24 protein-coding genes are annotated in these 24,260 nt (G+C 70.9%); 6 read left to right on the forward strand and 18 right to left on the reverse strand.

From position 1 onward, the window contains the following. Window positions 1–8: 8 nt before the first annotated feature. Entirely contained in the window at window positions 9–1,493 is a 1,485-nt protein-coding gene (gene guaB / locus ABFX55_RS31150; protein ID WP_346126280.1) for an IMP dehydrogenase, read from the reverse strand. Window positions 1,494–1,911: 418 nt separating this feature from the next. Here guaB and ABFX55_RS31155 point away from each other — a divergent pair, with 418 nt between their 5' ends. After that, window positions 1,912–2,925 (forward strand): helix-turn-helix transcriptional regulator, encoded by a 1,014-nt coding sequence (locus tag ABFX55_RS31155; protein ID WP_183650744.1) that lies wholly within the window; start codon window positions 1,912–1,914, stop codon window positions 2,923–2,925. 28 nt (window positions 2,926–2,953) lie between these two features. Next, window positions 2,954–3,331 (forward strand): DUF5319 domain-containing protein, encoded by a 378-nt coding sequence (locus ABFX55_RS31160; protein WP_183650746.1) that lies wholly within the window; start codon window positions 2,954–2,956, stop codon window positions 3,329–3,331. Between the two features lie 106 nt (window positions 3,332–3,437). On the opposite strand, the gene ABFX55_RS31165 is transcribed toward ABFX55_RS31160, so the two are convergent. Then, window positions 3,438–4,076 carry a sigma-70 family RNA polymerase sigma factor gene (locus tag ABFX55_RS31165; RefSeq protein WP_346131320.1) on the reverse strand — a complete coding sequence of 213 codons (639 nt, stop codon included), beginning with the start codon at window positions 4,074–4,076 and terminating at the stop codon, window positions 3,438–3,440. 242 nt (window positions 4,077–4,318) lie between these two features. Then, window positions 4,319–4,774, reverse strand: a complete 456-nt coding sequence (locus ABFX55_RS31170) for a nuclear transport factor 2 family protein (protein ID WP_346126281.1) — start codon at window positions 4,772–4,774, stop codon at window positions 4,319–4,321. Between the two features lie 120 nt (window positions 4,775–4,894). On the opposite strand from ABFX55_RS31170, the gene ABFX55_RS31175 reads away from it, so the two are divergent. Next, entirely contained in the window at window positions 4,895–5,827 is a 933-nt protein-coding gene (locus ABFX55_RS31175) for a GlxA family transcriptional regulator (protein WP_346126282.1), read from the forward strand. Window positions 5,828–6,026: 199 nt separating this feature from the next. On the opposite strand, the gene groL is transcribed toward ABFX55_RS31175, so the two are convergent. Together groL and groES are read right to left on the reverse strand one after the other, a co-directional pair. Continuing rightward, entirely contained in the window at window positions 6,027–7,649 is a 1,623-nt protein-coding gene (gene groL, locus ABFX55_RS31180; RefSeq protein ID WP_346126283.1) for a chaperonin GroEL, read from the reverse strand. Window positions 7,650–7,711: 62 nt separating this feature from the next. Further along, window positions 7,712–8,023 carry a co-chaperone GroES gene (groES, locus tag ABFX55_RS31185; protein ID WP_043623565.1) on the reverse strand — a complete coding sequence of 104 codons (312 nt, stop codon included), beginning with the start codon at window positions 8,021–8,023 and terminating at the stop codon, window positions 7,712–7,714. Window positions 8,024–8,294: 271 nt separating this feature from the next. Here groES and ABFX55_RS31190 point away from each other — a divergent pair, with 271 nt between their 5' ends. Further along, complete coding sequence (locus ABFX55_RS31190) at window positions 8,295–9,467, forward strand: class I SAM-dependent methyltransferase (RefSeq protein WP_346126284.1); 1,173 nt, start codon at window positions 8,295–8,297, stop codon at window positions 9,465–9,467. 160 nt (window positions 9,468–9,627) lie between these two features. Beyond that, window positions 9,628–11,208 (forward strand): hypothetical protein, encoded by a 1,581-nt coding sequence (locus ABFX55_RS31195; RefSeq protein ID WP_346126285.1) that lies wholly within the window; start codon window positions 9,628–9,630, stop codon window positions 11,206–11,208. A 21-nt stretch (window positions 11,209–11,229) separates the two neighbouring features. On the opposite strand, the gene ABFX55_RS31200 is transcribed toward ABFX55_RS31195, so the two are convergent. Further along, the gene (locus ABFX55_RS31200) at window positions 11,230–12,342 is read right to left on the reverse strand and encodes an ROK family transcriptional regulator (protein WP_346126286.1); all 1,113 of its coding nucleotides are present in this window, start codon (window positions 12,340–12,342) and stop codon (window positions 11,230–11,232) included. Window positions 12,343–12,406: 64 nt separating this feature from the next. Between ABFX55_RS31200 and ABFX55_RS31205 the strand changes: the two genes are divergently transcribed. Further along, window positions 12,407–13,654, forward strand: coding sequence for a Gfo/Idh/MocA family protein (locus ABFX55_RS31205; protein WP_346126287.1), 1,248 nt, complete (start codon window positions 12,407–12,409; stop codon window positions 13,652–13,654). 81 nt (window positions 13,655–13,735) lie between these two features. Here the strand turns inward: ABFX55_RS31205 and tsaD are convergent, their stop codons facing one another. From tsaD to ABFX55_RS31265, 12 genes are all read right to left on the reverse strand, one after another. Beyond that, window positions 13,736–14,767: a tRNA (adenosine(37)-N6)-threonylcarbamoyltransferase complex transferase subunit TsaD gene (tsaD, locus tag ABFX55_RS31210; protein WP_346126288.1), complete on the reverse strand. Its 1,032-nt coding sequence runs from the start codon at window positions 14,765–14,767 to the stop codon at window positions 13,736–13,738. Continuing rightward, window positions 14,760–15,191, reverse strand: coding sequence for a ribosomal protein S18-alanine N-acetyltransferase (rimI, locus tag ABFX55_RS31215; protein ID WP_346131321.1), 432 nt, complete (start codon window positions 15,189–15,191; stop codon window positions 14,760–14,762). The genes tsaD and rimI overlap by 8 nt, the downstream gene beginning before the upstream one ends. Before the next feature lie 11 nt (window positions 15,192–15,202). Further along, window positions 15,203–15,847 carry a tRNA (adenosine(37)-N6)-threonylcarbamoyltransferase complex dimerization subunit type 1 TsaB gene (gene tsaB, locus ABFX55_RS31220; RefSeq protein WP_346126289.1) on the reverse strand — a complete coding sequence of 215 codons (645 nt, stop codon included), beginning with the start codon at window positions 15,845–15,847 and terminating at the stop codon, window positions 15,203–15,205. A gap of 39 nt (window positions 15,848–15,886) precedes the next feature. After that, entirely contained in the window at window positions 15,887–16,816 is a 930-nt protein-coding gene (locus ABFX55_RS31225) for a phosphotransferase family protein (RefSeq protein WP_346126290.1), read from the reverse strand. 19 nt (window positions 16,817–16,835) lie between these two features. Continuing rightward, window positions 16,836–17,375 carry a class F sortase gene (locus ABFX55_RS31230; RefSeq protein ID WP_346126291.1) on the reverse strand — a complete coding sequence of 180 codons (540 nt, stop codon included), beginning with the start codon at window positions 17,373–17,375 and terminating at the stop codon, window positions 16,836–16,838. Window positions 17,376–17,386: 11 nt separating this feature from the next. Continuing rightward, complete coding sequence (locus ABFX55_RS31235; protein WP_346126292.1) at window positions 17,387–18,085, reverse strand: hypothetical protein; 699 nt, start codon at window positions 18,083–18,085, stop codon at window positions 17,387–17,389. Between the two features lie 137 nt (window positions 18,086–18,222). Beyond that, a complete protein-coding gene (gene tsaE, locus ABFX55_RS31240) occupies window positions 18,223–18,657 on the reverse strand; it encodes a tRNA (adenosine(37)-N6)-threonylcarbamoyltransferase complex ATPase subunit type 1 TsaE (RefSeq protein WP_346131323.1) in 435 nt (144 codons plus the stop codon). Window positions 18,658–18,680: 23 nt separating this feature from the next. Beyond that, window positions 18,681–19,730: an alpha/beta fold hydrolase gene (locus ABFX55_RS31245; RefSeq protein WP_346126293.1), complete on the reverse strand. Its 1,050-nt coding sequence runs from the start codon at window positions 19,728–19,730 to the stop codon at window positions 18,681–18,683. Further along, window positions 19,727–20,869 carry an alanine racemase gene (gene alr / locus ABFX55_RS31250; protein WP_346126294.1) on the reverse strand — a complete coding sequence of 381 codons (1,143 nt, stop codon included), beginning with the start codon at window positions 20,867–20,869 and terminating at the stop codon, window positions 19,727–19,729. The genes ABFX55_RS31245 and alr overlap by 4 nt, the downstream gene beginning before the upstream one ends. 12 nt (window positions 20,870–20,881) lie before the next feature. Beyond that, the gene (locus ABFX55_RS31255) at window positions 20,882–22,345 is read right to left on the reverse strand and encodes an NAD(P)H-hydrate dehydratase (RefSeq protein WP_346126295.1); all 1,464 of its coding nucleotides are present in this window, start codon (window positions 22,343–22,345) and stop codon (window positions 20,882–20,884) included. A gap of 9 nt (window positions 22,346–22,354) precedes the next feature. After that, the gene (locus ABFX55_RS31260) at window positions 22,355–22,705 is read right to left on the reverse strand and encodes a holo-ACP synthase (protein WP_346126296.1); all 351 of its coding nucleotides are present in this window, start codon (window positions 22,703–22,705) and stop codon (window positions 22,355–22,357) included. A gap of 19 nt (window positions 22,706–22,724) precedes the next feature. Continuing rightward, window positions 22,725–24,134 carry an alkaline phosphatase PhoX gene (locus tag ABFX55_RS31265; protein WP_346126297.1) on the reverse strand — a complete coding sequence of 470 codons (1,410 nt, stop codon included), beginning with the start codon at window positions 24,132–24,134 and terminating at the stop codon, window positions 22,725–22,727. Between the last annotated feature and the right edge of the window lie 126 nt (window positions 24,135–24,260).

The raw sequence follows: 24,260 nt of genomic DNA on the forward strand, positions 1-24,260 counted from the left end.
CAAAAAAATTACCTTCTGTGATAGTTCGGAGCTTCGACCGTCATCTGGATGTCGTGCGGGTGGCTTTCCTTGAGGCCGGCCGACGTGATCGGCATGAGCTGGCTGCGCTTGTGCATTTCGGGGATCGTGCGGCATCCGGCGTACCACATGCCCTGGTGGAGGCCACCGACGAGCTGGTAGGTGACGGCGGAGACGGGGCCGCGGTAGGGGACCTGCCCCTCGATGCCCTCGGGGATGTACTTGTCCTCGGAGCTGACCTCGTCCTGACCGTAGCGGTCCTTGCTGAAGGAGGTGCCGCCGCGCTCGCGGTTGCGGACCGCGCCGAGCGAGCCCATGCCCCTGTAGGACTTGAACTGCTTGCCGTTGATGAAGATCAGGTCGCCCGGCGACTCCTCGCAGCCGGCCAGCAGCGAGCCGAGCATGACCGTGTCGGCCCCCGCCGCGATCGCCTTGACGATGTCGCCCGAGTACTGCAGGCCGCCGTCGCCGATCAGCGGGACGCCCGCGGGGCCGCAGGCCAGCGCCGCCTGGTGGATGGCGGTGATCTGCGGAGCGCCCACGCCCGCGACCACGCGGGTGGTGCAGATGGAGCCGGGGCCGACCCCGACCTTGACGGCGTCGGCGCCCGCGTCGATCAGCAGCTGCGCGCCCGCGCGGGTGGCGACGTTGCCGCCGATCACGTCGATGCCGTGGCTGTTGGCCTTGATCTTGGCGATCATGTCGCCGACGCCCTTGGAGTCGCCGTGGGCGGTGTCGACGATGATGACGTCGATCCCCGCGTCGAGCAGGGCCTGCGCGCGCTGCTCGGCGTCGCCCGCGACACCGATCGCCGCGCCGACCACGAGGCGGCCGTCGGCGTCCTTGGTGGAGAGCGGGTACTGCTCGCTCTTGGTGAAGTCCTTGATGGTGATGAGGCCGCGCAGCCTGCCCTGACCGTCGACGAGCGGCAGCTTCTCGATCTTGTTGGCCTTGAGCAGCGAGAACGCGTCGTCGCGCGAGACCCCGACGGGCGCGGTGACCAGCGGCATCGCGGTCATGACCTCGCGCACCGTGCGGCTCTGGTCGCTCTCGTAGCGCATGTCGCGGTTGGTGACGATGCCGACGAGCACACCGGCGTCGTCGGTGACAGGGGCGCCGGAGATGCGATAGGTGGCGCACAGCCGCTCGACGTCGGCGAGGGTGTCGTCGGGCGAGCAGGTCACCGGATTGGTGACCATCCCCGCCTCGGAGCGCTTGACCAGGTCGGCCTGCTGGGCCTGCTCCTCGATGGACAGGTTGCGGTGCAGGATGCCGATGCCGCCCTGACGGGCCATCGCCACCGCCATGCGGGCCTCGGTCACGGTGTCCATCGCGGCGGAGACCAGCGGGATGGACAGGCTGATGCCACGCGAGAGCCTGGTGGTGGTGTTCGCGTCTCCCGGCGCCATGTCCGAATATGCGGGAACGAGCAACACGTCGTCGAACGTGAGCCCCGTTTCAGTGAATTTGGACATGCCGTGACCCCTCCAGCCGCCATCCCTGCTTGTACGCAGCAAGTTTAGTGGGTGCGGCCAAAAGGATCTGGGCGGGTCTGGAGGACGATGACCCCCACGGTCCGTCGTCCTCCAAGCATCGAAGTGCCGAGGAACCGGGACGGTCGGTGATCCGTCCCGGTTCCCCGGCCACCGGCAGCCTCAGGCGAGGCGCTGGATGCCACCGAACCCCCCTCCGCGTCCAAGTGGCGGCGCTGCTCGCTGTCAGAGTGCCGACGCTGGGTTAATGCTGCGTTACGCCGTGGCACACCGCAATGTGCAAACGTGCAATTGCACGAAGTTGCACCTGTCGTGGAGGAGTCGTCGCAAGGGCGGGACAGGGCCCTGTCTCCGGGTTATCCTCGCGGCACGCCCGTGTCCCCTCTACGGAGCACAGCACATGCGCAATGACTCCAGCACCATGCCCGACCCCCTCGAGACCCTCGGCCTCGATCCGGCACAGACCGCGCTGTACACGGCGGTGCTGAGACTGCACAGGGCCACCTTGAGCGAGCTCGCGGCAGCCATGGACGGCCCTGTCGAGACCGTCGGGAGGCAACTGAACGATCTCGTGCGGCTGGGCGTCATCGACGAGCAGTCCGGTCACTACCTCGCCCGCCACCCCGCCGCCGCGCTCGGCAGGCTGATCGCCGAGCGCCTCGACCTGCTGGCCGAGGAGAGCCGCCGCATCGACTCCGCGCTCGGCTCCATCCGCCACCTGATCCGCGACTACGACGCCGGGCGCGACTACCAGAGCGGCCCCTTCACCGTCGAGCAGGTCAGCGGCGCCGACATCCTCTACGAGAGCGTCGTCGGCATCGCCGTCCAGTCGCCCACGCCCATGGAGCTGCTCACCGCCATCCCCGACGAACGAACCATGATCGACTTCGCGAGGAAGTTCGCCGACCCGTGGGTCGACGCGCAGCGGCGCGGCCTGCTGAGGCTGCGCGCGATCATCCCCGTGGCGACGCTTCCGCTGCCCGGCGTGCGCGACCAGCTCGGCCGCCTGATCGAGACCGGCGGGCAGGTGCGCACCCTCGACAGGGTGCCCAGCTGGTTCATGACCGCCGGCGCGGGCGTGGCCGGCCTGCCCGCCACCTGGGGAGGCAACCTGCCCGACCACGCCTACAACTTCTACGTCGTGCGGGCGCCGATCGTGGTCGGCGTGCTGCGCTCGCTGTTCGAGGAGCTGTGGGCGAGGGCGATGCCGCTGCCGTGGGGCCGCAAGGCCGACGGCGTCGTGCAGGTGCTCAGGCTGGCCGCGCAGGGCATGTGCGACGACTCCATCGCGCGCCATCTCGGGGTGTCCGTGCGCACGGTCCGCGCCAGGTTCGCCGACGCGATGGCCGAACTCGGGGCCCAGTCGCGCTTCCACGCGGGCGTCGAGGCCGCGCGCAGAGGATGGCTCACGTAGAGCCGCCCATCAGTCATATGGTGGGAAGGTGCTGGAAGACGTGCCACCGGACCCGTTCGCGGACGACCCGAACGATCCAAGCTCGGCGTTGGGCGACCTCGACGACGCCGAGCCGCTGACCGCGGCCGAACGCGACGAGGCCATCACCGACCTCGCCGACGTCGAGGTCTTCCGCTCGCTGCTCGAGCCGCAGGGGGTGCTCGGCCTCGTCCTCGACTGTCCCGAATGCTCCGAGCAGCACTTCTTCGACTGGGAGCTGCTGCGCGGCAACCTCCGCCAGATGATCGAGAACGGCCAGCCGCAGGTGCACGAGCCCGCCTTCCACCCCGACCCGTCCGACTACGTGAGCTGGGAGTACGCCAGGGGCTACGTCGACGGTGTCATCGACACCGAGGAACGGCACTGACCGACGTCCTCGACCAGCGCCGCCAACAGCCTGGCGGCCTGATCCCACCCGGGCGGCGGCTCACCCCGTGACAACGCGTCGAGAAGCGCGTCGCTCTCCTCCTCGGTCAAGCGATCGACTCCAGCTCGGCCATCTGCCGCAACCGGGCCAGCGCCCTGTGCTGGGCGACCCGAACCGCTCCTGGTGACATGCCGAGTACATTACCGGTCTCCTCGGCCGACAGCCCTGACACCACCCGTAGCAGCAGCAACTCGCGCTGGTTGTCGGGCAGCCTGGACAGCAGCCTGCGGGCCTGCTCGACCTCGATGTAGCGGACCACCGTCTCCTCGGGCCCCGGCCCCTCGTCGGGACCGTCGGGCAGGTCCTGGGTCGGGACGGCCGAGCGCACCGAACTGCGCAGTGCGTCGGCCACCTTGTGCGAGGCGATCCCGAAGACGAACGAGGCGAACGGACGCCCCATGTCGCGGTAGCGCGGCAGTGCGGACAGAACGGCGATGCACACTTCCTGCGCCACATCATCTGCAATGTGATATTGCCCTGAAACCCTTCCAAGGCGCGCCCGGCAATAGCGCACCACCATCGGGCGGAGCTCCCCGAGCAGAGATTCGATCGCACTGCGATCCCCCTGGACGGCGAGGCTCGTCAGTTCCCGAAGGTCGGACTCATCCGATCGTGCCGGAAGTCTCGACGCTAGCCTTACCCCAATTTTGGCGTCGGCGACGCTTCCCTCGCTCACGTTAGGCATGATGCCCGCACTCATCCTGCCTGTCGTCATAGCGAACGGCTACGGATTGGTCACATTGAGGCGACGATAACGGGCCGTAATCGAGTGACGACACTAAGCCTTTCAGTGTGAGACAATATTTCACGCGATTAGCGGAAATGCGCGACACTTGTCAGACTCGTGGACGCTTTACGAACGCGTTCGGTTTACCGGAATAAGGGTCATTTTCGGGCAACTCGCTGTTCTTTGCGGCTCATGCGCATCTAGGCGAGAGGGAACGGCACCCCGCGCTCAGCCTCCGGCCTGGCGCCGTGGATGCGCCGCTCCTCCTCGGTGATCGACACGTCGTTGATGCTGGCCTCGCGCCGCCTCATCAGCCCCTCGGCGTCGAACTCCCACAGCTCGTTGCCGTAGCTGCGCCACCACCGCCCAGAGGCGTCGCGCCACTCGTACTGGAAGCGCACCGCGATCCTGTCGTCGCCGAAGGCCCAGAGCTCCTTGCGCAGGGCGTAGTCCAGCTCCTTGGCCCACTTCCCCGCCAGGAAGCTCTCGATCTCCTCCCTGCCCGTGAGGAAGACGTCGCGGTTGCGCCAGACGGAGTCGGGCGTGTAGGCCAGGGCGACCCGCGCGGGGTCGCGGGTGTTCCACGCGTCTTCGGCGGCCTGGACCTTGGCCAGCGCGTCGGTCTCCGTGAAAGGCGGAACAGGCGGACGGGACATGACAAACCTCCAGCTACGAGGGCCAGCGAGAATGACGGGGCGGCGCGCCCTGTCATGTGTCCAGGCTTCCAGCGGCGGCCACGCCGCTGCCATGTCCATCGTGACTAGAATCCCTCAGATATGGACATCGTGATCCTGGCCTACCCCGGCGTCCGGCTGATGGACGTGACCGCGCCGCTGGAGGTGTTCGGCACCGCGGCCGGGTTCGGCGCGCCGTACAGGGTGCGGCTCTGCTCTCCAGGGGGCGGGCCCGTGACCACCTCGACCGGCGTCAGCCTGCTGGCCGAGCCGCCCGTGACGAGCGCCCACACGCTGGTGGTGCCAGGCTCGCCCGGCCTGCCGGCCCACGGTGTCCGCGAGGAACTGCTGGAGGCGGTCTCAGCGGTCAGCGCGCGGCGGGTGGCCTCTGTGTGCACGGGCGCGTTCGTGCTGGCGGAGGCGGGGCTCCTGGACGGCAGGCGGGCCACCACCCACTGGCGGCACGCCGCGACGCTGGCCTCCCGCTATCCCGCGATCGAGGTGGAGCCCGACGCGATCTACGTGCGGTCGGGCGAGGTGCTCACCTCGGCGGGGGTGAGCGCGGGCATCGACCTGTCGCTGGCGATGGTCGAGCAGGACATGGGCGCCGACCTGGCCAGGGAGGTGGCCCGCGATCTGGTGGTGTTCCTGCAACGGCCGGGTGGGCAGTCGCAGTTCTCGGTGGCCTCGCGCACGCCGCGCCCCAGGCACGACCCGCTGCGCGGGCTGCTGGACCAGGTGGCGGCCGACCCCGGGGCCGACCACTCGCTGCAGGCGATGGCCGCGAGGGCGGGCGTCAGCGTCCGCCACCTGACGCGGCTGTTCCACGAGCGCGTGGGCCGCACGCCCGCCGCCTACGTGGAGTCCGTACGGCTGGAGGCCGCCCAGTCGCTCCTCGACTCGGGCGAGACGGTCACGGCGGCCGCCGTGCGTTCGGGGATGGGCAGCGACGAGTCCCTGCGCAGGGCCTTCCTCCGCCACCTGGGGGTCACCCCCTCGGCCTACCGCGCCCGGTTCAGGACCTCGCTCTCGTGACCCCGTCGTGGCGGGAGCCCCCCGCCCTGGCAGAGCCAGCCCGCCCTGCCGGGGCAGAGCCGCCCGGGCGAAGCGAGTCCCGGGCAGAACGAGTCCCGGGCAGAACGGTCCCGGGCAGAACGGGTCCCGGGCAGAACGGGTCCCGGGCAAAGCGAAAGGGCCCGCGCAGCAAGGCACGGGCCCTTCCACACAGACCGATCTAGTGACCGTGGCCGTGACCGTGGCCGTGACCACCGGCGGCCGGGGCCTCATCCTCGGGCTTGTCCACCACGAGCACCTCGGTCGTGAGCAGCATGCCGGCGATGGACGCGGCGTTCTGCACGGCCGAGCGGGTGACCTTGACCGGGTCGATGACGCCCTGCGCCACCAGGTCGCCGTACTCACCGGTCGCGGCGTTGAGGCCGTGACCGACGGGCAGCTCGGAGACCTTGTGGGTGACGACGTAGCCCTCGAGGCCGGCGTTCTCCGCGATCCAGCGGGCGGGCTCGGCCAGCGCGCGGCGGACGACGCCCACGCCAGTGGCCTCGTCGCCGGACAGACCGAGGTCGTCGAGGTCCTTGGAGACGTGGATCAGCGCGGAGCCACCGCCGGAGACGATGCCCTCCTCGATCGCGGCGCGGGTCGCGGAGATCGCGTCCTCGAGGCGGTGCTTCTTCTCCTTGAGCTCCACCTCGGTGGCCGCGCCGACGCGCAGCACGCAGACGCCGCCCGACAGCTTCGCCAGACGCTCCTGGAGCTTCTCGCGGTCCCAGTCGGAGTCGGACTGCTCGATGGCGAGCTTGATCTCCTTGACGCGGTCCTCGATCGCCTGCGCCTCACCGGCGCCGTCCACGATCGTGGTGGCGTCCTTGGTGACGACGACGCGGCGGGCGCTGCCGAGCACCTCGAGGCCGACCTGGTCGAGCTTGAGGCCGATCTCCTCGCTGACGACCTGGCCGTTGGTCAGGATCGCGATGTCCTGCAGCATGGCCTTGCGGCGGTCACCGAAGCCGGGCGCCTTGACGGCGACGGAGGTGAAGGTGCCGCGGATCTTGTTGGTCACCAGGACGGCCAGGGCCTCGCCCTCGACGTCCTCGGCGATGACCAGCAGCTGCTTCTTGGTCTGGGCGACCTTCTCGAGCAGCGGCAGGAAGTCGGCGATGGAGGCGATCTTGCCCTGGTGGATCAGGATGTAGGGGTCCTCGAGGACCGACTCCATCCTCTCGGGGTCGGTGACCATGTAGGCCGACAGGTAACCCTTGTCGAACTGCAGGCCCTCGGTGAACTCGAGCTCCATGCCCATGGCGTTGGACTCTTCGACGGTGATGACACCGTCCTTGCCCACCTTGTCGAACGCCTCGGCGATCAGCTCGCCGATCTTGGCGTCCTGAGCGGAGATCGTCGCGACATTTGCGATCTCCTTCTTGTCCTCGACCGGCCTCGCGGTGGCCAGCAGCTTCTCGCTGACGGCCTTGGCGGCCAGGTCGATGCCGCGCTTGAGCGACAGCGGGGAGGCGCCGGCCGCCACGTTGCGCAGGCCCTCGCGGACCATGGCCTGGGCCAGGACGGTCGCGGTGGTGGTGCCGTCACCCGCGATGTCGTTGGTCTTGGTCGCCACTTCCTTGGCGAGCTGGGCGCCGAGGTTCTCGTAAGGCGCCTCGAGCTCGATCTCACGGGCGATGGTGACACCGTCGTTGGTGATCGTCGGCGCACCGAACTTCTTGTCGATGACCACGTTGCGGCCGCGCGGGCCCAGGGTCACCTTGACTGCGTCCGCGAGGGCGTTGACGCCACGCTCGAGAGCGCGCCGTGCGTCCTCTTCGAACTCCAGGATCTTCGGCATGGGAAAAGTCCTCTCAGCGTAGAAAGCCCCGGGCACTTGCGGGCCCGGGGCTTTCTCACGGCTTACTTCTCGATGATGGCGAGAACGTCACGGGCGGAGAGCACGAGGTACTCCTCGCCGCCGTACTTGACCTCGGTGCCGCCGTACTTGCTGTAGAGGACGATGTCGCCCTCGCTGACGTCGAGCGGAATCCGCTTGTCGCCGTCCTCGTCCCAGTTGCCGGGGCCCACCGCAAGAACCTTGCCCTCCTGCGGCTTCTCCTTGGCGGTGTCCGGGATGACCAGGCCGGAAGCGGTGGTCTGCTCGGCCTCAAGCGGCTGGACCACAATGCGGTCGCCGAGCGGCTTAACGGGAACCTTAGTGGCGGTCGTCACGATCGGACCTCCCCTTCAGATTTGAATGATCTAGAAGAGGCGACCAGCTGGGCCTGCCGTCGCGGGTGTCAGACCTGCCTCGTCGCACGTTGGCACTCTCGGTATGAGAGTGCCAACACGAAACATATGCAAGCAGGCTCTGCCCGTCAACACGAACCGCCCCGCTCCGCTTAGAGCGTGACGCCACTGCCTCCCGAATCACCCATCGGGCGACATCTCGCACGTTGCCCCTCGGCCTCGGCTTCGGGTGCCTGCACTAACGTCGTACGGCGTGGACCACGACGCCTTCCTCTCCCTTCTGACGCCTCGCGGGCAGCGAGCACTCGCCGAAGCCGTCGAGCTGATGGGCGCCGATCCCGTCGTGGCCGCCACCAGGATGCGCAGGACCCACGACGCCGACCTCACCTCCGCCGCCCTCATCCAGGCCACGCTCCGCCAGCGGGCCGTGGCGAAGTTCGGCGACGACGCGGCGTCGATGTACTTCACCCCTCACGGCGTCGAGCAGGCCACCCGCCGCGAGGTCGCCGAGCACCGCGCCGCCCGCTTCCGTCCCGGGCAGCGCGTCGTCGACGTGTGCTGCGGCATCGGCGGCGACCTGATCGCGCTGGCCAGAGCCGGCTGCGAGGTCGACGCCGTCGACACCGACCCGCTGACCGTGGCCGTCGCGCGCGCCAACATCGACGCGCTCGGGCTGTCGGAGCTGGCCACGGTCCGTACGGCCGACGCCGCGACCGTGGACCCCTCCGGATACGACGTGCTGTTCGCCGACCCCGCCCGCCGTACGGCCAGGGGCAGGACCTTCGACCCCCACGCCTACTCGCCGCCGTGGCCCGTGGTCCTCGACCTGCTCGGCAGGGCGCCCGCCGCCTGCCTGAAGGTGGCGCCCGGCATCCCTTACGAGTTCGTCCCCGAGGGGGCGGAGGCGGAGTGGGTCTCGCACAGGGGCGAGGTCAAGGAGGCCGTCCTCTGGACCGGCCGCCTCTCGGGCGGCGCGGGCGTCAGGAGGGCGACGCTGCTGCCCGGCGGGAGCACGCTCACCGCCACCGGCGCCGAGGCCGAGGTCGGCCCGATGGGGCGCTTCGTCTACGAGCCCGACGGCGCGGCCATCCGCGCGCACCTGGTGGCCGAGGTGGCCGAAAGGGTCGGCGGCCGCCTCGCCGACCCCATGATCGCCTACATCACCGGCGACGATCCGGTCGACACCGAATGGGCCTCCAGGTACGAGGTGCACGAAGCCATGCCGTTTTCCGTCAAACGCCTGCGAGCCGCCCTCCGTGCACGCCAGGTCGGAAATGCGACTATCAAGAAACGCGCGTCGGCGGTCGACATCGAGCGTTTGCGGCGCGACCTGCGCCTTTCCGGTGACAAATCCGCGGTCGTCATTCTGACCAGGATTATGGACCGCCCTTCGGCGCTCATCTGTACCCCCTCTCGACCTGCGTAAATGACAAATCGGGGCGATACATTGATAATCGCGATCTTTTAAAGTCAGCCCCGAAGGATCTTGATCCAGCTACTAGGGTGGCCGGGCGGGAGTTCTCCCCTAACGAATCTGAAAACCACACCGCTGCGCGGCATACCGTCGGCGAGTGAAGGAGCTTTCGGTGGATCACTCCAACCACACCACCCTTCTCCAGGCAGGCAGCCAGACCGCCATCTCCGACAGGATGCGCGAGCTGCTAGCGCGCGCCGCCCAGGACCACGTCTACGAACAGCGCACCCAGGGCGCCGTGCTCGACGAGATCCGGCAGCGGCTTGAGGGCATGGAGTGGCTGCTGCGCGAGGTGCGCGAGCGGGAGCTCGGCGGCCTCAGCGGCGCGCTCGAGACCGTGAGCGGCCGCCTGGACGACATCACGACCAGGCCGCCGTCATGGGCCGAGGGGCTGGCCCAGCACGTCGAGGCGGTGCGCGACCACGTCGACGCCGTCGGCGAGCAGGTGGGCAACGTCGACGCGCGCGTCGAGTCGGTCAGCGAGCGGGTCAAGCCGGTGATCGAGCTGCCGAGCCTGTGGGCCGACGTCGGCGCCGTGAGCGAGAGCCTGGACGAGGCGCTCAGCCGCCTTCAGTCGGTCGTCGAGAGCAGCGAGGGCATCTCCCAGCGCCTGGGCGACTTCGCGGGCAAGCTCGGCCAGCTCAACGCCAGCATGGAGGCCGCGGCCAACCGCTTCACCAGGCTCGACAAGTCGATGGCCGACCTGACCACGCGCACCGAGCGCATCGAGGCAGGGCTGAGCGCCCTGCCCGGTGCCGTCGAGGCCAAGTTCAAGACGGTCGACGAGGCCATGACCGCCTCCACCGAGCTGCTGTCGGCCTCGATCGAGGAGGTCGGCGCCAAGGTCGACGACGCCGAGAGCCGCCTGGCGGGCAGGATCGACGGCCTCGACGGCAGGGTCGACAGGGTCGACGGCCGCCTCATCGCCGTCGACACCAGGCTCACCAGCGTCGACGGCCGCATCGAGACGGCCGACGGGTGCCTGGCCGACATCGACACCCGTCTCGACGGCGTCGACGGCCGCCTCGGCGGGCTCGACTCCCGCCTGGCAGGCGTCGACCAGCGGCTCGGCGCCGTCGACGGCCACCTCGGCCGGCACGACGACCGCTTCGACGGGCTCGACGGGCGCATCGACGGCCGCTTCACCGCGCTCGACGAGCGCATGGCCGGCACGGGCAACCAGCTCGGCGAGACCGCCACCAGGGTCGAGGGCCGCTTCAACGACCTGGGCATCCACCTCGACACGATCGACGAGCGCCTGTCGGAGGTCGAGGAGCGCGTCGTCACCCGTTTCGACGGCCTCGACGCCACGCTCACCGGCATGTCCACCACCGCCGACAAGGCCAGCGAGCACCTCGAGGCCATCGACGACCGGGTGGAGGCCGTCAACCAGCGCGTCGGCCAGCTGCCCGTCACGCTGAGCATCAGCGAGCGCGTCGGAGAGCTGCTCGACACCCAGACGATCGAGCACGTCAAGCGCCTCGACGCCATCGACGAGCGCCTGACCGCCGCGGCGGCCGCGCTCACCGACGCCGTCACGGCCCGCCCCGACCGCGCCGAGCTGGCCGAGAGCGTCACCGGCATCGTCGAGCCCGCCACCACCGACCTCACCAAGCGCCTCGGCGCGTTGGAGGAGACCATGCTCGCCCTGGCCGAGGCGCTCCTGCGCCCGAGCCGCAACACGAAGGACTAGCCGCGACGCTCGGCGGGGACGCTACGGCGATCCCGCCGAGCGGCCTGCGCCGGCCGGGGAGCCGCGCACGTCGAGCACGTGCTCCTCCACGTGATCGAGGGCCAGCCGTACCGCCCCGAGGGCCACGCCCTCGTCGCCCAGCGTCGACATCCTGACCTCGGGGGTACGCAGGCACCACCTGTCGAGCTCCCTGCGCAACGGCTCGACCAGCACGTCGGCCGAGCGGGAGAAGCCGCCGCCGACCACGACCACCTCGGGGTCGAGCGTCAGCACCAGCGCGGAGGCGCCGAGCGCGAGGTCCTTCACGTAGCGCCTGACGGCCGCGACCGCGTCCCTCTCACCCCTGCGCGCCGCGGCGAAGACGTCGCGGGCCTCGCCCTCCACCGAGCGCAGGTGCTCCTGCGCCCGGATCCAGCCCACCGCCGGCAGCGAGCCGATCGACCCCGCCGCGTTGCCGAACCCCTTGTGCAGCTTGCCGTCGATGATCAGGCCCGTACCCGTGCGCAGCCCTGCCAGCAGGAAGACCATGTCCCTGGCGTGCCTGGCCACGCCCGTCCAGCACTCGGCGAGGGCGGCGAGCTTGCTGTCGTTCTCCACCCGCACGGGGCACGGCAGCAGGCCGCCGACGTGCGCGGCCAGGTCGAGCCCCGTCCACTCGGGCAGCGCGTCGGAGAACATGACCCGCCCCGCGCCGTCGACCAGGCCGGTGGTGGCCACGCCCGCGGCCCACACCTCGGGCGCGCCCTGGAGGCAGGCCGTGATCGCCTCGGCCACGGCGGCCAGGCGCTCGGTCCTGCCCATCTCCGGCGTGACGGAGACCCTGACGCGGCGCTCCACGCTCCCGTCGAGGTCGGCGAGCATCGCGAGCACCTTGTGACCGCCGATGTCGACGCCCACGACCCTGCCCGCGTCGGCCCTGAACCTGTAGCGGCGGGCCGGTCTGCCCACGCCGCCCGCGACGGGCGCGGCCTCGGCCACCCAGCCCTTGCCCATCAGCTCCCGTACGACGTCCTCGGCGGACGCCCTCGACAGGCCGGTCCGCCCGGCCACGTCGGTGAGCGTGAGCGGCTGCTCACCGCGCAGCACACCGATCACGGCGAGGGCGTTGAGCTGGCGCAGGCGCAGCAGATCCATCTTGCCTCCGCCTCCTCGCAGAATAATGATGGATTCCATGGTAATCATCCCAAGGGAAGGTCACATGGCTGGAGTGACGCTCGCCGTCGTCGGCGCGGGGCTGCGAGGGCTCACCTACGCCCGCAGGGCGCACGCCACGGGCGCGGGGCGCGTGGTGGCGGTGGCCGAGCCGGATCCGCAGCGCAGGGCCGCCTTCGCGACGGAGTTCGGGATCTCTCCCGACCTCGTCCACGCCGACTGGAAGGACCTGGCGGCCGCGGGGAGGCGCGCCGACGCGGCCTTCATCACGACCCAGGACCAGCTGCACGCCGAGCCCGCCGTGGCGCTGGCGGACCAGGGTTATCACGTTCTCCTGGAGAAACCGATGGCGGCCAGCGAGCGCGAGTCCGTCATGATCGCCGACGCCGCCGACCGTAACGGGATCATGCTGGCCGTCTGCCACGTCCTGCGCTACACGCCCTACACGCAGACGCTGAAGGACCTCCTCGACGAGGGGCGCATCGGGCGGCTGGTCAACGTCCAGCACCTCGAGCCCGTCGGCTGGTGGCACCAGGCCCACTCCTTCGTGCGCGGCAACTGGCGGCGCGAGGACACCTCGGCGCCGATGCTGCTGGCCAAGTCGTGCCACGACATCGACTGGCTGATCTATCTCTTCGGCGCAGGGCCCTCCAGGGTCGCCTCGTTCGGCGGCCTCAGCCATTTCAGGGCCGAGGAGAGGCCCGAGCACGCGGCGGACCGCTGCCTCGACTGCCCGCTCGAGCCCAGCTGCCCGTACTCGGCTCCCCGCCTCTATCTCGGCTGCCTGGGTGATCCCGCTCGGGAGTTCTGGCCGCTGTCGGCGGTCACCGCGGGCCGTACCGAGGAGGAGGTCCTGGAGGCGTTGCGCACCGGGCCCTACGGACGCTGCGTCTACGCCACCGACAACGACGTCGTCGACCACCAGGAGGTCACGATGGAGTTCGCGGACGGCGCGACCTGCTCGTTCACGATGAGCGCGTTCACCCCCATGGACCACCGCAGGACCCGCCTGTTCGGCACGCACGGGCACATCGAGGGAGACGGCCGCGTGCTGCGCGTGGTCGACTTCAGAGACGGCAGCGAGGAGCTCGTCGACACCCACGTGATCGCCGGCCCTTCGGCTGCCGAGGGGCACGGCGGCGGCGACGCGGGTCTCACCGACGCCTTCCTCGCCGCCGTCTCCACCGGCGACCCGAGCCTGCTGCGCTCCGACGCCGCGTCGAGCCTGGCCACGCATCGCGTCGTCTGGGCCGCGGAGCGTGCCCGCCTGTCGGGCACGGTGGTCACCCTCTAGAGCGCCACCGCAGTCCGCTCTCCGGTTCCTCCGCGGCCACCGGGTCAGGGCCTGTCGCCCGACGCCGCCTGGCGAGCCGCCTCAGACGTGCACCGTGGTGATCGGCAACGAGGAGTCGGCGGGGATCTCCAGTGACGAGGGGGCCACGCCCGCCGCGACCAGGTCGGAGCCGAGCGTCGCCACCATCGCGCCGTTGTCGGTGCACAGCCCAGGGCGCGGCACGCGCAGCCGTACCCCCGCCTTGTCGCAGCGCTCCTGCGCCAGCGCCCGCAGCCGCGAGTTGGCCGCCACGCCTCCGCCGATGAGCAGGTCGTGCACGTCGTATCGCTTGCACGCCTGCAGCGCCTTGCGGGTCAGGACGTCCACGACGGCCTCCTGGAAGGAGGCGGCGACGTCGGGGACGTGGATCGACTCGCCCGACGCCTCCCGCGCCTCCACCCAGCGCGCCACGGCCGTCTTGAGCCCGGAGAAGGAGAAGTCGAAGGTGCCGTCGTCGATCTTGCCGCGCGGGAAGGCGATCGCCGTGCCGTTGCCGGAGACGGCGGCTTTGTCGATGTACGGACCGCCGGGGAAGGGCAGCCCGAGGACCCTGGCCACCTTGTCGAAGGCCTCGCCCGCCGCGTCGTCGACCGTGGAGCCGAGCGAGATGACCTCCTCGGCCACGTCGGGCACCAGCAGCAGCGAGGAGTGACCGCCCGAGACCAGCAGCGCGATGCAGGGCCTGGGCAGCGGGCCGTGTTCGAGCTGGTCGACGGCGACGTGCGCGGCCAGGTGGTTGACGCCGTAGAGCGGCACCCCGAGCCCCAGCGAGTAGGCCTTCGCCGCGGCGACGCCCACCAGCAGCGCGCCCGCCAGGCCTGGGCCCGCGGTGACGGCGATCGCGTCGACGTCGGAGAACTTCACCCCCGCGCCGGCCAGCGCGGCCTCGATGGTCGGCGTCATCGCCTCGAGGTGCGCCCTCGAGGCGACCTCGGGGACCACGCCGCCGAACCTGGCGTGCTCTTCCATGCTGGAGGCGATGGTGTTGGCCAGCAGCGTGTGACCTCTGACGATGCCGATGCCGGTCTCGTCACAGGACGTCTCGATGCCAAGGACCAGGGGTTCGTCAGCCATCCAGCTTCCTCTTCATCATGATCGCGTCGGTGCCGTCGTCGTAGTAGCGGCGGCGCACCCCGATCTCCTCGAATCCGAACCGTTCGTAGACCGACCTGGCCCGCGGGTTGTCGGAGCGGACCTCGAGGAAGATCTCCACGGCTCCCCTCCTTCGCGCCTCCGCCAGCAGATCGGTGAGCAACGCGCTGCCGGTGCCCTTGCTCTGGCGATCGGCCAGCACCGCGATCGTCTGCACGTCGGCCTGGTCGGCGGCCACGGCCAGCCCCGCGTAACCGATGATCTGCTCGTCCTCGACCGCGACGACGTAGTGCCTGGTGCGCGGCTGGTCGGCCAGCTCTCCGCGGAGCATGCCCTCGCTCCACGCGTCGAGGGGGAAGGTCGCCCGCTCGATCGCCATGACCGCGGGCAGGTCGGCCTCGGTCATCTGCCTGAGCTTCACGCCGTCACCTTTTTCGGTGGCTTCGGCACCACCGCGTCGGGCCTGCGCAGGTAGATCGGCCTGGGCTCGTCCAGCGCGACGCCCGCCGCCAGCCGCTCGGCGGCCAGCGCGGCCATGAACCCGCCATAGGGGTACGGCGGCGCGTCCGTCTCGCCGAGGAAGTCGGGGTAGAGCCCCGCCCCCGCCCCGACGACCGCCAGCCCCTCCACGGGCACGTCGGCGGGCCTGTCGACGAACGGCCCCGCCAGCCTGTTGCGCAGGTCGGCGTAGCGGGCCCAGAAGACCTCCTTGCGCCTGGCGTCGGTGGCCACGAGGAACTCCTGCGTGAGCCCGCTGCCGTAGGCGACGGCGTCGAGACTGCAGATGCCGTACGCGGGCGCGCCCACGGCGGTCGACAGCGCCTGCGCGGTCATCAGGCCGACCCGCAGCCCCGTGTAGGGGCCGGGGCCTGAGCCCGCCACGATCGCGGTGACGTCGCGCAGTGCGGCGCCCGCCTCGCTCAGGACCTTCTCGATGGTGGGAATGAGCAGCTCACCGTGGCGGCGGGCGTCGAGCACCGTCGACTCTGCGAGCACCGAGGCGCCGTCGTGCAGCGCGGCGGTGACGGCGGGGGTTGCGGTATCAAAGGCCAGGACCAGCACGAATATTTAGCCTAGTGCGTCGCGGCGGGTGCTGCCTGACTACGACCAACCCGTTCGGTGGCGCAACCACTCCAGCGCGACCACGCCCTGCGCCCGCTGGAAGGCCCTGACCGTGGGCAGCCCCGGCGGGTCGGGCTGACGGCCGTTCCAGACGAAGAAGCCGGTCAGCCCGGCGAGCACGGCGGTCACGGCGGGGTCGGGAGAGTCGAAGAGGTCCTGCGGCGGCGGCCCTCCCTGCATGCGCACCGAGGGCAGCATGGCCATGATGTCGATCCACGGGGCTCCGACGCACGCCCACGGCCAGTCCACGACGTACACCTGGTCCTCGGTGAGCAGGAGGTTGTCGGCCCTGAGGTCGGCGTGCACGAGCGTGTCGCCCTCGGCCGCCTCCGCCCAGCCCGACTCCAGCTCGGCCAGCGCGTCCAGGTGGCGCAGCGCCCACGGGTCGAGGCCGGTCGTGTCCTCCTTGAGCAGCCGCCGCCATCCGGTGAAGGCGTCCTTGTGTCTCTCGGCGAACATCGGCGCCTCGACGGGCGAGGGGGTGAGCCTGGCCGACAGTTTGCCGACCGCGTCGACTACGCGTCGCAGCTCGTCGTCGCGCCACGGCATCGCGGGCGGACGCCCCTCGATGTCCTCGAAGACCAGCGCCACCCAGTCGCCGGTGTCGAAGGAGGTGAGCAGCCTCGGCGCGGGCACGTCGGCGGGCAGGCTCGCGGCGATCGCGGCCTCCCATCGGTAGGCCCTGATGGAGTCGGGGTTGGGCGAGCTGCCGCACGCCTTCACGAAGGCGCGTCTGCCGTGCTCGGTGCGCAGCCGTACGGCCGCCGCGGGAGAGAAACCGCCCGTCTGGGTGACCGCCTCGACCACGCGACCGCCGAGGAAGCCGGCGATCTGGAGGCGCAGGGCCTCTGGTACGTCCTGCCAGGGGAGGCGCACCCCTGCGGCGGGCGGATTGATCTCGTCGTCCATCCGCCCATCATGGCGGCTCTCAGGCCAGCTTGATAGGCGACGCGTAGACGATGACGTTGTCCTGGTACTCGTGCCTGGCGTAGTCGAAGATCCCTCCGCAGGTCACGAGCCGCAGTCCCGACTCGGTGTAGACCCGCTGGGCGGGGAAGCGCTCCTTGTTGACCTGCTCCACCGACTCGACCCGGTACTCGGCCACTTTGCCGTCGCTGCGCGTCACTTTGACGACCTGCCCTCTGCGCAGCTGCCTCAGCTTGTAGAAGACCGCGGGCGCCGTCTTGGTGTCGACGTGCCCGATGATCACCGAGGCGCCCTTCTCCCCCGGCACCGCGCTGTGCTTGAACCACCCCGCCAGCTTGGGCTTCTCGTACGGCGGGAGCTCCACCTCCCCGTTCTTGGTCAGCCCGAGCTTCATCAGCGGCGCGTCGAGGTCGATGGCGGGGATGTCGATGCTCTCCGGCACGACGGAGGCCGGCGTGGCCTCCTCCCGCACCTGCAGCGTCCTGCCGAAGGCGACGAGCACGAGACCTGTGGCGGCCCCCGCGAGGACCACCCGTGACATCCGAGCCATGTCTAGCTACGGCGGCGCCGCAGCGCCAGGCCGATCCCCCCGGCCAGGGCCAGGCCCAGCAGCACCCCCGCGGGGCCGAACGGAACGCCCGACTCGTCCTCGGCGCCCTTGGCGAACGTGCCACCGCCGCCGGCTCCCGGCGCCTTGGTGGGCACGACGGTCCTGGTCGAGGTGGGCGTGGCCGTGGGCCCTGCCGCGACGACGCGCAGGGTGGCCCTGCCCGTGTCGTTGGTGCCGTCGCACTTGACGCTCACCGCGTAGTTGCCGCGCTTCATGGTGCTGGAGACCTGGGCGTCACCGCGCACCCATGGAACGGGGGCCGGCGTGGCGGTCGTGGTGGGGGTGGCGGTCGGGGTGGGCGGCGGCACGGGGTCCAGCGTGACCGCCGCGAGGAAGGCCTTGGAGGTGGCGGTGCCGCTGTGCTCGGGGCCACCGGTCGGCACGGGGCAGTTGGCCAGGATCCACACCGTGGAGTTGTCACCGGCCGTCACCCTGTCGGGGTTGAGCCTGACATCGATGTTCTGCCTGGTCGTCGTCGTAGCGGTCGCCGTCGCCGTCGCGGTGGCCGTCGCCGTGCCCGTCGCCGTCGCCGTCGTGGTCGCTGTGCCGGACGGCGTGCCGGTCTGCGCCTGCGCCGAGCACCCCGCCACTCCTAACAAGAGGAAGGCCCCCGCGTACGCGACTCGCCTGACCGTGAGCACCGCCGCACCCCACTTCGCCGATATCCATCAGCATCCACCCGAATTGGATGCTGCACCCCACCTGATACCCAGAAAATCTGGGTGAACCCATGACCAAATGATCTCAGTCTTGTCCTGGGGTTGCCGGAGTTTTGGCGTTAGACGGGATCAGACGGCGTGTCGGCCCAACGAGGACCCACTCCGCGCAGGGTGACCGAGCGCGCCTCGTCGTCGTCGCCGCCCGACCGGGTGATGTGAATCTCGAGTCTTTCGTCCGACAGGCCCTCCACCAGACCCTCGCCCCACTCGACGACCGTCACCGACTCCTCAAGCGAGGCGTCGAGGTCGAGATCGTCGACCTCGAGGTCGCCGCCGAGTCTGTAGGCGTCGACGTGCACCAGCGCAGGCCCGTCGACCAGCGACGGGTGGACGCGGGCGATGACGAAGGTGGGCGAGGTGATGGGGCCCCGCACCTTGAGCCCCTCGGCGATGCCCTGGACCAGCGTGGTCTTCCCCGCGCCCAGCGGGCCCGACAGGATGACCAGGTCGCCGCCCCTGAGCCTGGCGGCCAGCCGTACGCCCAGCGCGCGCATGTCCTCGGTCGTGGCGGCGGCAGTCACAGTTCCACCCTCTTCACCAGGTCGCGCAGGGCCTCGTTGACCACGCCTGGACGTTCGAGCTGGATCAGGTGCGAGGTCTCGGGCACCTCGGTGAGTTGAGCCTTCGGCAGCGCCGCCGCGATCGCCCTGCTGTGCTCGGGCGGCGTCAGCCAGTCTTTCTCCCCGACCATGATCGCGGTCGGCACCCCGTCGAGGACCCCGAGCGCGGACAGCTTGTCGTGGTTCATCAGCGCGGGGTAGAAGTCGGCGATCACCTCGGTCGGCGTGGAGCGGATCATGGACTCCACGAAGTCGACCACGGTCGGGCTGACGTTCCTGGAGTCGCCGAAGCCGAAGTGGCGCAGCACCAGGAAGGCCACGTCGTTGCCCACGTGGCGGGTCTTGTCGACCAGGGAGCCGCCCCTGCCGAGCACGGAGACCGTGGCGGGGGCCACCTTGTGCAGCCCCTTGGCCACCAGCGCGGGCAGGCCGAGGGTGATCTCGGCGAGCTTGCCCGCGCTGGTCGCGATGAGCGCGACGCCGCGGATCCTGTCGCCGAACAGCTCGGGATGGCTGTCGGCCAGCGCCATGATGGTCATGCCGCCCATCGAGTGGCCGACCAGCACGCACGGACCCTGCACGAAGGTCTCCAGCACCTCGTAGAGGTCCTCGCCCAGCCGTTCTATCGAGCTGTCCTGCTCGCCTCCGCGCTGCGAAAGGCCGTGGGAGCGCTGGTCCCACAGCAGGATGCGGTAGTCCTCGCGCAGGTCGCGCCGCTGGTAGTGCCAGGAGTCGAGGGTGTGCGTGTAGCCGTGGCAGAAGACGATCGTGACGGGGGCGTCTTCGGGGCCGTCGATCTCGATGTGCAGCGCCACCTCGTCGGAGGTGATGAGCGTGCGCTCCCTGCCCCTCAGCTCGCCGAAGGGCTCGTCGGCCTCGGGATCGGGCCGCAGCCTGATGCGGCCGACCGCGTAGCGCTTGGCCAGCGCGGCCGCCGCGACACCCGCCGAGGCGGCGCCGACGATCGCGCTCGCGATGCCGACCTTCCGCCGTGTCGTGGTCGTCATGCCTCCACCCCCTGGTACACCCTCGGCACGCGCGCGCCGAGCCTCGTCACGATCTCATGCGTGATGGTGCCGAGGATGTCGGCCCACTCCTGACAGGTCGGTTCGCCGCCCGTTCCAGGACCGAACAGGACGACCTCGTCGCCGTCGGCCAGGGGGGCGCCACCCACGTCGATCATGAACTGGTCCATGCAGATCCTGCCGACGACGGGTAGGCGCCGGCCTCCGGCCATGACCTCGACCCGTCCCGTGGCGCTCCTGAAGATGCCGTCGGCGTAGCCGAGAGGGACCAGGCCGAGCGTGGTCTCCTCGGTCGTGGTGTAGAGGTGGCCGTAGGAGACGCCCACGCCCTCGGGCACCCGCTTGGCCAGCGCGATCCTGGCGGCCAGCGTCATCGCGGGGCGCAGGCCGAAGTCGCCCTGCTCGGGGATGGGGCTCAGGCCGTACATGGCGATGCCTGGCCGTACGAGGTCGTAGTGGGTGCGTGGCAGGGTCAGGATCGCCGCGGAGTTGGCGAGGTGCCTGATCACCTGGGAGCCCGCGACACCCGCCTGCTCGGCCAGCTTCAGCGCGCTCTCGTAGGCGTCGATCTGCAGGTCGATGGAGGTGTGCCCGGGCAGGTCCGCGCAGGCGAGGTGGGACCACAGGCCGACGACCTCGACCGCGCCCTCGGCCTGCAGCCGCGCCGCCTCGCGCAGCAGCCCAGGCCATGCGGCCAGGGGCGCGCCGCCCCTGCTCATGCCCGTGTCGGCCTCGAGGTGGACCATGGCCGTCTTGCCCGTACGGCGGGCCGCGGCGGCGATCTCCACCAGCCTGCCCTCGTCGGAGGCCGACAGCTCGATGCCCGCCTCGAGCGCCTCGTCGAGGGGCTCGCCCGGCGTCAGGATCCACGACAGGATCGGGACGGTCACGCCCGCCGCGCGCAGCGCCAGCCCTTCCCTGATGTAGGCGGTGCCGAGCCTGCTCGCCCCGCCCTGCACGACCGCCATGGAGGTGGCGACCAGGCCGTGTCCGTAGGCGTCGGCCTTGACCGCGCCCATCAGCTCGGCGCCGTCCGCCCGCTCCTTGAGCAGCCCGACGTTGTGCCTGATGGCGCTCAGGTCGACCCGCGCCTGCGCGGGCGTCGCCTCACGGAAGCTCATGTTTCCAGTTTGTCAGCTCCGCCGACCGCCTGAGCGTGATTCGCCTCTCAGTGACCGCATCGCGAGGGGGATCGCGGCCGCGACGTCGGCGGCGGTCAGCGGCGCGCCGTCGGCCGCCATGCGGCCCGCCAGTCCGTGCAGGAAGGCGGCGCAGGCCCCGGCGTCGCAGGCGCCGAGCCCTCCCGCCAGCAACGTTCCTCCCACGCCCGACAGCACGTCGCCCGTGCCGCCCGTGGCCAGCCACGGCGTGCCCGTCGGGTTGACCCTGACCGGCCTGTCCTGCTCGGCGACCACCGTCGTCGACCCCTTGAGCAGCACCGTCACGCCCAGCTCCGCCACCGCCCTGCGGGCGTGCTCGAGCCGCGCCCCCGCCACCCTGTCGGCGGGCACCCCGAGCAGCCGCGAGAGCTCGCCCGCGTGCGGGGTGATGAGCACCGGCGCGGTACGGCGCAGCAGCCCCTTCTCCCTCGCCACGATCGTCAGCGCGTCGGCGTCCACCAGCACCGGCACGTCGGTGGCCAGCACCCTGGCGACCAGCTCGTGCGCCCAGTCGTCGGTGCCGAGCCCCGGACCGACCACCCACGCCTGGACCCGTCCGACGCTCTCGAGCGAGGGGGTCTCCAGCTGCGTGATCACCGCCTCGGGCCAGCTGGCCCGCACCTGGTGCACGGGCGGCGCCGTACCCACGTAGCGGACCATCCCCGCGCCCGCCCGCAGCGCTCCGCCGACCGCGAGGACGGCCGCGCCGGTGTAGCGGTCGCTGCCCGCCGCGACGCCGACCACGCCCCTGCGGTACTTGTCCGACTCCGCGCCGGGCCGAGGCAGCAGGTCGTCGACGTCCTCGGCGGTCATCGCCGCCACGTCGGGGTCGGGCAGGTGGGGGCCGAGGCCGATGTCGACGAGTTCGAGCGCGCCGACGTACGAGGCGCCTGGATCGACGAGCAGGCCGGTCTTGACCGCGCCCATCGTCACCGTCAGATGCGCCTGCACGGCCGTCCCCGCGACGCGGCCCGTGCTCGCGTCCACGCCGCTGGGCACGTCCACCGCGACGACCAGCGCCTGCGCGGCGTTCGCCCTGTTCGCCAGCGACGCGTACGGCTCGCGCAGCGCCCCCGTGGCGCCGATGCCCACCAGCCCGTCGACGATGAGGTCGGCCTCGCCCATGTCCTCGGCGACGCGCCCTCCCGCCCGCAGGAAGGCCGCCAGTCCCTCCTCGTGCGTCTTGGAGCCCGCGAGCAGCGCCTCGACCCGCGCGCCCCTCCTGGCGAGCCATGCGCCCGCGTGGAGGGCGTCGCCGCCGTTGTCGCCGCTGCCGACGAGGACGAGCACGCGCGAGCCGTACACCCTGCCGAGCAGGCCCGCGCAGACGACGGCCAGGCCGGTGGCGGCGCGCTGCATGAGCGCGCCCTCGGGCAGCGTGGCCATCAGCGTCAGCTCGGCGGCCCTGATCTGGTCGGCGGTGTAGGCGGTGCGCATGATCCGAAACTAACCTTCGGCGATCACGTAGGCCAGCGCGATGCCCCCGTCGTGGCTGAGCGAGAGGTGCCAGCGCTTCACCCCGAGCCCGTAGGCCACCTCGGCGGCCTGGCCGCTGATGTGCAGCTCGGGTTTGCCGTGCTCGCCTGTGCGGACCTCGGCGTCGAGGTGGCTGAGACCGGGCGGCGCGCCGAGCGCCTTGGCGACCGCCTCCTTGGCCGCGAACCTGGCCGCGAGCGACTGGGTGCCGAGCGTCCGCTCGCCCTCGGTGAACAGCCGCGAGCGGAGCCCCGGCGTGCGCGCCATGGTCGCCTCGAACCTGGCCACATCGACCACGTCCACCCCGATGCCCAGAATCATCCACCCAGCGTAGCCAGGGCTAGAAGCCGCCTCGGTGCCACGGCCCCCAGATGGCGAACGACAGGCCCTTGCCGGACTGGATGTTGACGTACAGCGTGCGCCCGCCGGGGCCGAAGGTGGAGCCCGCGAACTCCGCGCCCGAGTCGCCCGCCACCGGTTCGAGCCGCGCGAAGTCGAAGATCTCCCCTCGCCTGGTCAGTCCGCGCAGGTAGTTGCCGTCTCCGCCGTCCTCGCACAGCACCAGCGCGCCCTTCGGGCTGGTGGTGATGTTGTCGGGCAGGTCGAGCACCATCGAGCCTGGCGACTCGTAGACCAGCCGCAGCCGCTTGCTCCACGTCTCGTACGCCCACACCTGCCCGCGGCCCTTGCCGAACCCCGCCGGCGGGGTGTCCCCCGTGGCCGTGGCCCCGCCCTGGGTGGAGACGAAGTAGATCACCCCGTGGTGGTGGACCGCGCCCTCCAGCCTGGAGAAGAGCGCCGCTCCCTGGTCGCGCCCCTGCTTGCCGACGGCCTGGATGGCCACCTCGTTGGAGGGCGTGCCGGTGAAGGCCGGGTCGGGGTCGTCGATGTCCACCCACGTCACGTCGTACGAGGCTCCCGCGGGCTGGCCGGCGGACAGGTCCTTGTTCGGCGCTCCCCTGACCGCCAGCATCTGCAGCCGCCCGCCGTCGTCGATCCTGCCGCTCCTGAGCGGGTTGCTCGGCGGCAGGTACCTGTAGAAGCCCGACGCGAACGCGAAGTTGTCCTCGGTCAGGTAGATGGCCCCGCTCAGCGGGTCGAAGGCCGCCGACTCGTGTGCGAACCTGCCCGCCGACCTGATGGGGCGCGCGCTCGCGGCCGCGTCGATCGGGACCTCGAAGATGTAGCCGTGCTTCTCGCGCAGCTTGGTGTTGTCCCCGCCGGAGAAGTCGTTGCCCACGTCGGGCCCGTTGACGGTCTCCTCGCACGTCACCCATGAACCCCACGGCATCGGGCCGCCCGAGCAGTTCATCTGCGTGCCGTTGAGCGAGGGGCCGCTGCGCAGCACCCGGCCGTCCTTGGTGACCTGGAGCGTCGCCGTACCGCCCCCCGCCGCGGGATCGTAGGCCGTGGACGGGTCGCCGAACGCCCCCACGGGCCCGTTGACCTCGTGGTTGCGCACCAGGATGGTCGTCCCTCCCGGACCGCGGAAGGCGGCCATCCCGTCGTGGCGTCCCGGCGTCGGCGATCCGTCGGTGAACGCCTCTCCCGCCGGGTTGAACGAGCGGTAGCCGAACCCGTCGGGCAGGTGGAGCCTGACCTGTCCGTCCCTGTGGTCCTGCACCGGCTTGAGCGGGCCGTAGCCCGCCCCCGGCCGCGGCCCTCCGTTGACCGCGGCGCTGGCGGCCCCGGTGAACGGCCCCGCCACGCCTGCGGCAACGGCTCCTGCGAGAAAACGGCGACGATCCATCAGCCCTCCCTGGCGACGTTCACGTCACGTTAATCCCATGCCACCAAATGGCCATATGTCAGAAATCGCCAAGGCGGGGAGGGCGCAGAGGGGTACCCACTTCCTCGCATCGGTAATCCCATGTGT

The sequence above is a fragment of the Nonomuraea roseola genome (assembly GCF_039535395.1).
In the GTDB taxonomy this organism is placed as follows: domain Bacteria; phylum Actinomycetota; class Actinomycetes; order Streptosporangiales; family Streptosporangiaceae; genus Nonomuraea; species Nonomuraea roseola.